General features: G+C 67.0%; 12 protein-coding genes. 9 read left to right on the top strand and 3 right to left on the bottom strand.

Going from position 1 to position 12,428, the window contains the following annotated elements:
* From aztB to CVO76_RS12925, 5 genes are all read left to right on the top strand, one after another.
* The coding region (gene aztB / locus CVO76_RS12905; RefSeq protein WP_208739550.1) for a zinc ABC transporter permease AztB at positions 1 to 827 on the top strand (827 nt) is incomplete at its 5' end.
* 190 nt (positions 828 to 1,017) lie between these two features.
* On the top strand, positions 1,018 to 2,088 hold the full coding sequence (locus CVO76_RS12910; RefSeq protein WP_208739551.1) for an ABC transporter: 1,071 nt from the start codon (positions 1,018 to 1,020) through the stop codon (positions 2,086 to 2,088).
* A complete protein-coding gene (gene aztC, locus CVO76_RS12915; protein WP_208739552.1) occupies positions 2,085 to 3,002 on the top strand; it encodes a zinc ABC transporter substrate-binding protein AztC in 918 nt (305 codons plus the stop codon). The genes CVO76_RS12910 and aztC overlap by 4 nt, the downstream gene beginning before the upstream one ends.
* Positions 3,003 to 3,028: 26 nt before the next feature.
* Positions 3,029 to 4,285, top strand: a complete 1,257-nt coding sequence (gene aztD / locus CVO76_RS12920) for a zinc metallochaperone AztD (RefSeq protein ID WP_244185965.1) — start codon at positions 3,029 to 3,031, stop codon at positions 4,283 to 4,285.
* A 264-nt stretch (positions 4,286 to 4,549) separates the two neighbouring features.
* Positions 4,550 to 4,804 carry a hypothetical protein gene (locus tag CVO76_RS12925; RefSeq protein WP_133079909.1) on the top strand — a complete coding sequence of 85 codons (255 nt, stop codon included), beginning with the start codon at positions 4,550 to 4,552 and terminating at the stop codon, positions 4,802 to 4,804.
* An 86-nt stretch (positions 4,805 to 4,890) separates the two neighbouring features.
* On the opposite strand, the gene CVO76_RS17635 is transcribed toward CVO76_RS12925, so the two are convergent.
* The 3 genes from CVO76_RS17635 to CVO76_RS12940 form a co-directional block, all read right to left on the bottom strand.
* Complete coding sequence (locus CVO76_RS17635) at positions 4,891 to 5,790, bottom strand: universal stress protein (protein WP_432206102.1); 900 nt, start codon at positions 5,788 to 5,790, stop codon at positions 4,891 to 4,893.
* A gap of 656 nt (positions 5,791 to 6,446) precedes the next feature.
* On the bottom strand, positions 6,447 to 6,707 hold the full coding sequence (locus CVO76_RS12935; protein ID WP_133079911.1) for a hypothetical protein: 261 nt from the start codon (positions 6,705 to 6,707) through the stop codon (positions 6,447 to 6,449).
* Positions 6,708 to 6,829: 122 nt separating this feature from the next.
* Positions 6,830 to 7,801 carry an EamA family transporter gene (locus CVO76_RS12940; protein ID WP_208739554.1) on the bottom strand — a complete coding sequence of 324 codons (972 nt, stop codon included), beginning with the start codon at positions 7,799 to 7,801 and terminating at the stop codon, positions 6,830 to 6,832.
* An 87-nt stretch (positions 7,802 to 7,888) separates the two neighbouring features.
* On the opposite strand from CVO76_RS12940, the gene CVO76_RS12945 reads away from it, so the two are divergent.
* The 4 genes from CVO76_RS12945 to CVO76_RS12960 all read left to right on the top strand — a co-directional run.
* The gene (locus CVO76_RS12945) at positions 7,889 to 8,434 is read left to right on the top strand and encodes a CGNR zinc finger domain-containing protein (protein ID WP_133079913.1); all 546 of its coding nucleotides are present in this window, start codon (positions 7,889 to 7,891) and stop codon (positions 8,432 to 8,434) included.
* Between the two features lie 233 nt (positions 8,435 to 8,667).
* Positions 8,668 to 9,792, top strand: coding sequence for a multiple monosaccharide ABC transporter substrate-binding protein (gene chvE, locus CVO76_RS12950; protein ID WP_133079914.1), 1,125 nt, complete (start codon positions 8,668 to 8,670; stop codon positions 9,790 to 9,792).
* Positions 9,793 to 9,862: 70 nt separating this feature from the next.
* On the top strand, positions 9,863 to 11,410 hold the full coding sequence (mmsA, locus tag CVO76_RS12955; RefSeq protein ID WP_133079915.1) for a multiple monosaccharide ABC transporter ATP-binding protein: 1,548 nt from the start codon (positions 9,863 to 9,865) through the stop codon (positions 11,408 to 11,410).
* Positions 11,407 to 12,428, top strand: a 1,022-nt coding sequence (locus tag CVO76_RS12960; RefSeq protein ID WP_208741817.1) for an ABC transporter permease subunit, incomplete at its 3' end; no start/stop codon positions are given. The genes mmsA and CVO76_RS12960, both read left to right, overlap by 4 nt.

Raw genomic sequence — 12,428 nt, forward strand, 5'->3', positions numbered from 1 at the left:
CCGTGGTCGGCACGTGGGTGGTCATCAGGGGCATGGCGTTCCTCGGGGAGGCGATGGCGCACGGAATGCTGCCCGGCGTGGCCCTCGCGACATTGGCGGGTGTCCCGGTCATCCTCGGCGCGGCCTGCAGTGCCGTGGTGATGAGTCTTGGCGTGAGCTTCCTCGCCCGGCGGGGCCGGCTGTCCCATGACACGAGCATCGGTCTCTTCTTCGTCGGCATGCTCGCCGCGGGGGTCATCATCATCTCCCACTCCCGCAGCTTCGCGACCGATGCCACAGCCATCCTGTTCGGCGACGTCCTTGCCATCGGGCCCAGCGAGGTTCAGCTCCTTGCCGGCGCACTGATCCTCACGGTACTGATCGCCGCAGGTTTCCACCGCTCCTTCGTCGCCCTCGCCTTCGACCGCCGCGTCGCCCACGTCATGGGACTGCGTCCCCGGCCGGCCCATGTACTTCTCGTCGGACTCGTAACCCTGGCCGTCGTCGCCTCCTACCAGGCGGTGGGCGCCTTGCTGGTCATCGGACTACTCCTCGCCCCTGCTGTCGCCGCTGCCGCGTGGACCACGCGCATCCCGACGACCATGGGGCTTGCGGCCCTGATCGGGGCGTTCTCGGTCTTCCTCGGGCTCTTGGCTTCGTGGCATCACGGGACGGCCGCCGGCGCTTCGATCGCCCTTGCCGCCATCGCCTGTGCCGCCATGTCGAGCATCGTCCGCGGCATGACCCGGCGCACCACCTCTTCTGACAGTTCTCCACAGAACGTCGATCGTCCAGCCGGCTCGGAACCGGAACGTCCATCACAGAAAGCCCTTCGTGCGAACGCCTGAAACTCTTGTGCTCTGCCTCCCTCTGCTCGCCCTGACTCTTGCTTCCTGCTCCACCACCACCCCATCCGGCCCCTCCGCGGATATCGCCAGTGGCCCTCCGGCCGCCTCCAGTTCGGCCTCGCCCCAGATCGGCGACGGTCACGGAACACTCGAGGGCTCCACGGAAGTCGCTGAACCGCAGCTTCACCTGATGACCCTGGACACCGGCGGACGGATCGACCTGCTCAACCTCGCCGATGGAACGACCACCACCGTCGGCGATGTCCCCGAGATCAGCAGCACCTCGACGGACGGGCGGTACCTCTTCGCGTCCTCAGCGACCACGGGAGCCCTGACGATCATCGACAGCGGCATGTGGACGTGGGATCACGAGGACCATTTCCACTACTACAGCGGCGAACCCAGAACCATCGGCACCGTCGAAGGCGACGGCGAAGCCGTCGTCACCTCCGGCTCATCGGGAACGGGCGTCTACTTCCCCGACAGCGGCAAGGGCACTGTGTTCGACAACGATGCCTTGGCCAGGGGAGAGCTCGATGTCCGCACCGAACTCTCCGGAGAACCACATGCAGGGATGCTCGTCCCGCTCTCGGACCTCACCCTCCTCACCGAACCCGGCAGCACGGGCACCGCCGCGTCCGTGCAGGCATACGACAAGGACGGTCGACCGATGGACGGCACGTCCGCCGAGTGCGTGGACGCCCAGGGCACCATCGCGACAGCTGTCGGCACTGTCATCGGCTGCGACGACGGCGCCCTCCTGGCAACCCTTGACGGCGATCAGGTCAGCTACGAACGCATCCCCTACCCGGCCGACACGGACGCGCCCAAGGCCACGGAGTTCCGGGCCCGCGAAGGCCGCCCCACGGTCGCCGCCGTCGCCGGGGACCAGGGCGCCTGGCTGCTGGACACCCGGGAACGCTCATGGCAGTTCGTCCCGACCGAAGTCCCGCTCCTGCAGGTCTCCGCGGTCGACGACCGGGAAGGCCATGTCGTCGCCCTCGCCGCAGACGGCCGCATCCTCGTCCTCACCGCCGAGACCGACGAGGTGATTGCCGCCACCGGACCCCTGCTACCCCAGACCCTGCAGGACCCGGACCTGATGACCGGGGTCGAGTTGACCGTCGACCAGCAGCGCGCATACCTCAATGCCCCGGCCGAACAGACCCTGTTCGAGATCGACTTCGCCGACAACGCCCGGATCGCCCGCACGTTCGACACCGACACCGTCCCCGCGCACCTGGTGGAGGTCGGGCGATGACTCGAACACGTAGGTACGTGGCACTGGTCCTGGCCGTGACAACGATGGTCGGGGCTTCCGGGTGCGCCACCGCCGGGAGCACCAAGCCCGTCATCGTGGTCACCACGAACATCCTCGGCGACGTCGTGCAGAACGTCGTCGGCGACGAGGCCGAGGTCCGCGTCCTCATGCAACCCAGTGCCGACCCGCACTCCTTCGAGATCTCCGCGCAGGACGGGGCGATGATGCGGCAGGCCGATCTCATCGTCACCAACGGGCTCGGCCTCGAAGAGGGGCTCCAGCAGCACATCGACAGCGCCCAGTCCGACGGCGTACCCCTCCTCGTCGCCGGTGACGTCAACGAACCCCTCGCCTATGCGGAGGGGGAATCCGAGGGGTCCATGGACCCCCACTTCTGGACCGACCCGACACTCATGATCGAGGTCGTCGACGAACTTCAGGAGCAGACCCTGAGGATCGACGACATCGACCCGGAAGCCGTCGAGTCCTCCACCTCGGCCTACAAGACCGAGCTCACCGATCTCGACCGGACCATGACCGAAGCCTTCGCGGCCATCCCGGTGGAGCGGCGGAACCTCGTCACCAATCACCACGTTTTCGGCTACCTCGCCGAACGGTACGGCTTCCGGCTCATCGGGGCCGTCATCCCGGGAGGCACCACCCTCGCCTCCCCCAGTGCCTCCGATCTCCGCGACCTCGTCGGAGCGATCGAGGAAGCACAGGTGACCACGATCTTCGCCGAGTCCTCCCAACCCGACCGCCTCGTCCAGGTACTCGCCGACGGCGCGAACATCGACGTCGACGTCGTCGAGCTCTTCACCGAATCCCTCACCGACCCGGGCGAGGGCGCAGACACATACCTGACCATGATGCGCACCAACACCGAACGCATCGCCGCCGGACTCTCTCCTTGAAAGTCCAGAACACAGAAAGAACGATGATGACGACGAACCCGCTCCCGTACCGCCCGAAGCGCCTGGCCCTCGCAGCCACGGTCGCTACCTCCGCCCTCCTGATGACCGCCTGCGGGTCCCCCTCGGAACCGGCGGCAGACACGTCCGCCATGCCGGAGACCACCACCTCAGCCGCTGCAGCCGGCGAGCAGACGCCCCGCGTCGCCCTGACCTACGACGGCGGGATCGTGGTCCTCGACGGCACCACACTGGAGCTCGAGGGCGACCTGCCCATCGACGGCTTCACGCGCCTGAACCCCGCAGGAGACGGACGCCACGCCCTCGTCACCGTGCCCGAGGGTTTTCAGGTCCTGGACCTCGGCACGTGGACCGACTCCTCCGGCTCACAGCAGGCGGAACCGAAGCTCACGGACCTCATGTTCGAGGCCGACACCGCCGGCCACGTGGTCCAGCACGGCGACAAGACCATCCTCTACGCCGACGGCACCAGCGACACCACCATCTACACCACCGACGATCTCCTCGAGGATCCCGAAAGCCTCCCGGCGACCGAGGTCATCGAAGGCGAAGAAGCCCACCACGGTGTCTCCATCGTTCTTGACGACGGCACCTTCCTGACCACCGTCGGCAACTCCGAGAGCCGCTCGGGCATCGAGGTTCTGGACGCCGACGGCAACGAGGTCGCCACGAGCGACGAGTGCCCCTCCGTCCACGGGGAGGGCACAGCCATGAACGAGGCCGTCGTGTTCGGCTGCAGCGACGGCGCACTCGTCTACGACAACGGCGAGATCACCAAGATCGACGCGCCGGACGAATTCGGCCGTATGGGCAACGCGTACGTCAGCGAGACCAGCCCCATCATCGCCGGCGACTACAAGGACGACCCCGACCTCGAGGGCTACCTCCTGCACCAGCTCACGCTGATCGACACCGAGACCAAGACCATGACGGTGATCGACCTGCCCGAGGGCGTCGAGTACACCTTCCGTGACGTGGCCCGCGGACCGAACGACGAGGTCCTGATCCTCGCCTCCGACGGAGCCCTGCACTCGATGGACCCCGAGACCGGTGCGATCACCGACTCCCTGCCGGTCATCGACGCGTGGGAAGGCCCGGTCGAATGGCAGGATCCGCACCCCGCCATCAAGGTCGTCGGCGGCACCGCGTACATCACCGATCCCGCAGCCAAGAAGCTCCACGCCGTCGACATCGCTACCGGTGAGATCACGTCCTCGGACGAGCTCCCCGGCACTCCGAACGAGATCGCGGCCGTCGAAGGCTGACTTCGACAAGCATGACCGCAGCAGGGCCGGCACCGTCGGGGAGTGCCGGCCCCTGCTCTTTCATGTGCGGCAGCCGTCGCGGTCAGGAGTGGACACCTGCTGGGCCCTTCCAACCGGTCAGCGAGCTTCTGCCAGGTCTTGTGGGTAACACAGAGGGTAAGCTGGCTTATAAAGGTGTTCGTCTGGGTCCGGTCCGGGTCCCCAGGAGTGTTTTCAGGAACATGGACATGATCGTTCCCGGTTGAAGCCTGAGCAGGCGATGGTATGACCGCGTACACGCAACAACGGAGCACTCATCTGGCAGTCCATCATGCCGGTCTGACGTCTGCAGATCTATGGGTCCACTACTACGCGATCGGCGGGCAGCTGGAGCTCTTCGAGATGGACGCCTATCTGCACGGCGTGTACGAACTGTCGCAGAGCGAACGGAACACCGTTGCCATGGCTGTGAACGAGCTGATCGATGAGCTCCCCCAACGCCCCAGAGCCGAGTTCGTGCGACTTCCTCTCCTCGACTGACGAGGTACCGGGTTACCCGCGCGGCTCACGGCCACCTCCGTCCGCGTCGCCGCCCAGGTCGACATAGCAACTCCCCGCGTACGAGGTCAGACGCCTGGACGCCGATGGATCTGATTTGGTGCCGGGATGACGAGGGTGAGGCAGGGAGGCCGCAGCAGGACCGCGTGGGTGACAGATCCGAGTCCCATCCCTGCTCTCGCACCCTTCCCGTGCCGCCCGATGACGAGCAATGAGGCATCCCGGCTGTGTCGAGCCAGCGCACGGGCAGGAGCATGCACCGTATCGACGATCCAACTCACCATCAGGGCCGGGTACGCGGTCCGAAGTGCGCTCAGAATCGCCGACGTACTGACTGTCCGCGCCTCCGTGGCCGGTGAGGACGGCCGGACGGCCTCCACAACTCTCAGGGGTGTCCGCATCCGGTTGGCTTCGAAAGCTGCCCGTCTCAACGCTTCGTAGGACTCCGCGGACCCGTCGACGCCCGTGACGACGTGTCCTGCCCCCGTCCCGTTCTGACCACCACCTCGATGACCGAGCGGGACGATGAGCACGGGAGCCGCGGACCCGAGCGCGACCTCGATCGCCACGGATCCCTGGAAGACGCCTGTGCGGGTGTTCATCCTGTCCGCTCCGACGACGAGCAGAGAAGCTCCGGCGGACAGGCCGAGCAGAGCATGGACGACATCTCCGCAATGCAGGTACGTACTCGTCCTGAGTCCCGGTGATCGGGCTTCCAGGCGCAGCGACTCGGCCTGCAGCAGAGCTCTGCCCCGTTCGACGACAGGCCCGTATCGGGTGCCGGGCGGCATCAGATCGGCACCCGGAACAGCGTGAACGAGCATCAACGCACGATCGGTGTCACGCGCACGACGTGCAGCCCATTCGAGGGCAGGATTCACTGAGGAAGCCTCGCGTACTGCAACCAGTAGCGGACGAGGTTCGTGCGCGGTCGTGGGATCGGAGTGTGGTTCGGCAACTGTCAGCATGGATACGTCCGAAGGACGGACCCGCGCGCACGGACGAGCAGTCGTCCTGATCCTGGTGCGATCGTGCGTCGGATGCGCTCGACGGCGCGTGGAGTCCCCGAGGATGGACGGGTTTCCTGCTTCCGGGCGGTCGCCGACCCGGAACTGTCCTCGTCGGCTGGGGTCGAGGCCGGCCCCCGTCCCGCCGTGCGGAAGGCACGAACGTCCGTGACCGTGGGCTGCCGGGGTGCGTGGCCAGTGAAGATGCGCATCAGCTTCTCGTCTCCTTCGTCCTCTGGGGCGACCGCGATGATCGGGCTCTGTGGTCCCGGCTGAGATCCCTCAGGTGCGGGAGCCCGGCCAGGGCCCTCCTGGAATCGGTGTCGCCGTGTTCTGAGCGCGTCGCGATCAGGGCGAGCTCGGGACGGTGAGCGCAGGAGGTGCAATGCCAGGAGCGACGACAGGCGCAGCACCAGGCATGACGACGGACTGTCGGCTGCCCCGGGTTGCTCGAGCACCCAGTCGCGTCATCGAGTCCGATCGTCGTTTGGCGAGTCCTCGTAGGGAGGTGTTGGATTCAGTCGCCCGGTGGGATGGACGACGGCGGACACTCGCCGGGGTCGGCGCCGGCAGGACAACCGGCAGCACGAGCGGATCGTCGGTCTTCGGGCGAATGGTCATGCCTCAGTATGCGCCTGCACCGCAAGACGGTGTCGGGCGAGGTCCGCGCGCATCAGGAGGATGGCGCTGACCAGCCGGTACTCGTAGCGAGCCTTCTCCGGCGGGTTCTCCATGTCCAGGGCCTGGTACAGGCGGTTGGCGTGGACGCGCAGTTCCCGCATCGACATGCGCAAGTAGTTGGGCCGCGGTTGTGCGATGGCTTCCTGGGCCGGTCGGCGCACCAGGTCCGGTCTCGCAGGTGAGGTGTGAGGGCTCATCATCGACTCCGTGGGAAGGCGTTGGTCGAGCCCCCTGCTGAGCCATGTGTAGGCACTCTATCGACATTCACCTCACCGCCGGAAACCCGACCCAGCATGACGACGCTGCTTCGTCCGCGCCGTCACCCCCGCGGCAACGGCTCCACCGGGTTGGGCTGGTCGAGCAGGGCAGTCCCTGCGGCGTCCGCGCTCCGCAGCTCGTCCAGCCGCACGCACACCACGCCGGCCACGATCAGGAGCCCGCCGAGCAGCTGCAGGGGTCCGGGCAGCTCACCGAGGATCAGCCAGGCCGCGAGCACCGCGAACATCACCTCGGTCAGCGCCACGAAGCTGGCCACCTTGGACCCGAGGCGCTGCGCGGCGAGGATCCCGGTCACGTAGGCGGCCACCGTCGCCACGAGGACGAGCACGGCGACCGGCACGATCCAGCTGTAGGTCGCCCCGGCCAGGGAGACGTCGGCGAACACGAACCGGAACGGCATGATGTTCGTCAGGCCGAGGACCGCTATGGTTCCCGCCGCGACCACCATCCCGCCGCCGGCCATCACGAGCGGGGGGAGGGACTCGTCCACCTTCGCGGACATGAGGAAGAACACCACGAGGCACACGGCCGCGGCGAGACCGAAGAGCACGCCGACGGGATCCAGCCGGGTGTCACCCGTGAGGTCCAGGACGAGCAGCAGTCCGAGGACGGCCGTGACGGAACCAATGATCGTGAGGACCTGCGGCGCCTTCCGCGAGCGCAGCCACAGGAAGCCGACGATCAGCACGGGCGCCAGGTACTCGAGGAGCAGCGACACCCCGACGGACATGCGCTGCATGGCATTGAAGTAGAACAGCTGGCACAGGGCGATCGCCGTGGTCCCGTAGATGACGATCGTCAGGGCATTGCCGCGGAGTGTCGCCCAGCGGCCTCGCATGGCGATCAGCACCGGGACGAGGAGCACGACGGCGGCACCCCCGATCCGGAGCCCCACGGCGGCGCCGGGGCTCCAGCCGATCTCGAGGAGGGACTTGGCGAACGGTCCGGAGACGCCGAACGTCGCGGCGGAGACGATTGCCAGCCAGAGGCCGGCGGTGGGGCGCAGGGGCACGTCCGCTCCTTCGGGTCGAGAAGTGGTGTCATGAGTGACAAGTGGTTATGGTCGTGACACTAGGGGTTCGTGATGTCAGGAGTCAACATGTCTTTCACCTATGACACGGAGGTGGCGCTCGCGTCCGCGGCCGCACTCATCAACAGTGCGAAGGACGACGTCGACCCGCTGGACACCCTGGAAGGCCTGGACCGCTTCCTCGAGGAGCAGCGCTTCTCCGGCTCGCGGACACACACCGAGGCGGAACTCGACGCCGTGCGCGCACTGCGCGCCGAGCTGGAGGTCCTCTGGTTCGCGGACGAGGACGACGCCGTCGCGCTCGTCAATGCGATCCTGCGGCGCGCCAATGCACTCCCCCAGCTCGTCCGGCACGACGAGTGGGACTGGCACCTCCATGCCACAGCACCCGAGGCGCCGCTCGAGGAGCGGATGGCGACCGAGGCGGCCATGGCGCTGGCCGACGTGATCCGCGGTCACGAACTCGACCGCCTCCGCTCCTGCGCGGCCGAGGACTGCGACGGAGTGGTGCTGGACCTCAGCCGCAACCGCTCGAAGCGCTTCTGCGACATGGGCAACTGCGCGAACCGCACGCACGTCAAGGCCTACCGCGCCCGGAAGGCCCGGAGCGCCTGATCACCCCCGAACGTCTCACTTCGATAACGTTCGCGCACACCCTTGTCGCAGCCTGCCTTCCACGGATATGTTGTCTTCGCCTACATATCGTCGATGGTGACATCGACCGGGCGCTACAGCGTTGTATCAGCTCGATCCAGCCACAAGGCACACCAAGGCATGCCGACCGTTACCTCCGGCCCCTGCCCCGGGCGTGCCGCCACCCGGACGGATCCTTTTCAAAGGCTCAACCCATGACCACGATCAAGAATGTCTCGGCCTTCCTGCTGGCAGTCGGTGTCGCAGCGGGAATGTCGGCCTGTGCGCCGGCCGGATCGACCGCCCCCGAAGCCGAGGGCGATGACGCCACCACCAGCTGCAACGTCGGCATCTCCATGCCCACCCGCAGCCTCGAGCGCTGGATCAACGACGGCGAGGGACTCAAGGAGAAGCTCGAAGCCGCCGACTGCACCGTCGACCTGCAGTACGCGGACAACAAGACGGACCAGCAGATCAGCCAGATCCAGAACCAGGTGGCCGGCGGGGCGAAGATCCTCGTCGTCGCGGCCATCGACGGCCAGACCCTCGGGCCCGCCCTCGAGGACGCAGCGTCCCAGGACGTCAAGGTCATCGCCTACGACCGCCTGATCAACGGCACCGAGGCCGTGGACTACTACGCCACCTTCGACAACTACAAGGTGGGCCAGCTCCAGGGCCAGTTCATCGAGGAGCAGCTCGGACTGGCCGACGGCAAGGGCCCGTTCAACCTCGAGCCCTTCGCGGGCAGCCCCGACGACAACAACGCCGCGTTCTTCTTCGCCGGGGCGTGGGACGTCCTCCTGCCCTACGTCGAGTCCGGCCAGCTGGTCGTCCCCTCCGGGAAGTCGCCGGCGGACAACGACGGCTGGAAGGCCATCGGCATCCTCGGCTGGGGCTCCGACGACGCCCAGGCCGAGATGGACAACCGCCTGCAGTCGTTCTACACCGGCGGTGACAAGGTCGACGTCGTGCTCTCACCCAACGACAGCCTCGCGCTCGGCATCGAGGCGTCCCTGGATGCCGCCGGCTACAAGCCGGGCACGGACTGGCCGCTCATCACGGGACAGGACGCCGACGTCGCCAACGTCAAGGCGATCCTGGCCGACCAGCAGTCGATGACCGTCTGGAAGGACACCCGCGAGCTCGGCGGCCAGGTGGAGTCGATGATCCAGGCGATCGTCGCCGGCGAGGAGGTCGAGGTCAACGACACCGAGACCTACGACAACGGCACCAAGGTCGTCCCCGCCTACCTCCTCGATCCCGTGGTCGTGGCGAAGGACGATGTCGAGCCGACGCTCGTGGAGTCCGGCTTCGTGAAGGCAGCAGACATCGGTCTCTGACCACCGAGTGCAGGACGGGGCGCGGCGACGAGCCGCGCCCCGTCCTGCCCTAGAGCGAAGCGAGAACAGCATGAGCAACGTCATCCTCGAGATGGACGGCATCGTCAAGGAGTTCAACGGCATCCGGGCCCTCGACGGCGTCTCGGTGAGCGTGGAGCGCGGCGAGGTGCATGCCATCTGCGGCGAGAACGGCGCCGGGAAATCCACCCTGATGAAGGTGCTCAGCGGTGTCTACCCGCACGGCAGCTTCGACGGCACGATCACGCTCGACGGGAAGCCGGTCGCCTACGGCTCGATCAACGACAGCGAGCGCGACGGCGTGGTCATCATCCACCAGGAACTCGCCCTCAGTCCGTACCTGTCCATCGCCGAGAACATCTTCCTGGGCAACGAGGTGCAGCGGGGCGGGGTGATCGACTGGAACAGGACGAACCTGCAGGCCACGGAACTCCTCGCCCGGGTGGGCCTGCAGGAGAACCCCGCCACCAAGGTCCTCGAACTGGGGGTGGGCAAGCAGCAGCTCGTCGAGATCGCCAAGGCCCTGTCGAAAGAGGTGAAGATCCTCATCCTCGACGAGCCCACGGCCGCCCTCAACGACGACGACTCGGCCCATCTGCTGAGCCTGATCGAGCAGCTGCGGACGCAGGGCATCACGTCGATCATCATCTCCCACAAGCTCAAGGAGATCCGCGCGATCGCCGACACCGTCACCGTCATCCGCGACGGGCAGACCATCGAATCCTTCGCCGTCACGGACAGCGACGACATCGAGACCCGCATCATCCGAGCCATGGTCGGGCGCCCGCTGGACCACCAGTTCCCCCCGCGCGAGCCCTCCATCGGGGAGGAGAAGTTCCGGGTGGAGGACTGGACCGTCCACCACCCCATCGATGTGGAGCGGACCGTGGTGGACAGGGCGTCCTTCTCCGTGCGTGCCGGCGAGATCGTCGGATTCGCGGGACTCATGGGGGCGGGCCGCACGGAACTGGCCATGAGCATCTTCGGTCGCTCCTACGGAACCGGCATCTCCGGCCGCGTCTACAAGGACGGCGTGGAGATCCAGACGCGGACCGTCGGGGAGGCGATCCGCAACGGGATCGCGTACGTCACCGAGGACCGCAAGCGCTACGGCCTGAACCTGATCGGCAGCATCACCGTCAACGTCTCGGCAGCAGCCCTCGGGAAGCTCGCCCGGCTGGGGATCATCGACCGCCACCGGGAGTACGCCGTCGCCGACGAGTACCGCCGGCAGATGAACATCAAGACGCCGAGCGTCACCTCGGTGGTCGGCAACCTCTCGGGCGGGAACCAGCAGAAAGTGGTCCTCAGCAAGTGGATCTACTCGGGCCCCGACGTGCTGATCCTCGATGAACCGACGCGGGGCATCGACGTGGGCGCCAAGTACGAGATCTACGGGATCATCAACGAGATGGCGGCCCAGGGCAAAGCGGTGATCGTCATCTCCAGCGAGCTGCCCGAGCTGATCGGGCTCTCGGACCGCATCTACACCATCGCGGAAGGCAAGCTCACCGGCGAGCTGGATCGCGCCCACGCCAGCCAGGAGGAACTCATGCGCCACATGACCGCCGCCAGGAACCAAGGAGCACAGGCCTCATGACCACCACCACGCCCGAGCAGGCCACGGCTCCCGTCCCGCCTCGCCCCGATCCCGCCAAGAAGAGGCGACGCCGGGTCGACATGCGGCAGTACGGCATCCTCGCCGCCCTCGCCGTCATCATCCTGCTGTTCCAGGTCCTCACCGGCGGGCGCCTCCTGTACCCGGGCAACGTGAGCAACCTGATCCAGCAGAACGCCTACGTGCTCATCCTCGCGATCGGGATGGTGATCGTCATCATCGCGGGGCACATCGACCTGTCCGTCGGCTCGATCGTCGCGACGGTCGGCGCCGTGGCTGCGCTCTCCATGAACAGCTGGGGACTCCCGTGGGGTGCCGCCGTCGCACTGTCGCTCCTCGTGGGCGCCCTGATCGGGGCCTGGCAGGGCTTCTGGGTCGCCTTCGTGGGCATACCGGCCTTCATCGTGACCCTCGCGGGCATGCTGGTCTTCCGCGGCGTGGCCCTCGTGCTGCTGACCGGCGGAACGATCAGCGGGTTGCCGCGGGCCTTCAACTCGATCGGCTCGGGCACGCTCCCTGCCACCGGCACACCGGACCTGATCACGCTCGGCATCGGTGCGCTGGCCTCCCTGGCCCTCGTGGCGCAGCAGCTCAAGGGGCGCGCCGACCTCCGGCGCCTCAACCTCCCCCGCGAGCGCACCCTGTCCTTCGTCCTGAAGATCGCCATCGCCGTCGTCGCCATCATGTACCTGTGCTACCTGCTCGCGTACAACCGCGGTACGCCGATCATCCTGATCATCCTCGCGACCCTCGTCCTGCTGTACTCGTTCCTGCTCTCACGGACCGTGTTCGGCCGGCACGTCTATGCAATGGGCGGGAATCTCTACGCGGCCATGATGTCCGGTGTGAAGACGAAGTGGGTCAACTTCTTCATCTTCGTGAACATGGGCTTCCTGGCAGGCCTCGCCGGCGTCGTCAGCACCGCGCGTGCCGGCAGCGCCGTGGCATCGGCGGGAGGCAGTTTCGAACTGGACGCCATCGCCGCCGTCTTCATCGGCGG

It is taken from the genome of Arthrobacter agilis, from assembly GCF_002953615.1.
GTDB classification, from domain to species: Bacteria; Actinomycetota; Actinomycetes; order Actinomycetales; family Micrococcaceae; genus Arthrobacter_D; species Arthrobacter_D agilis_B.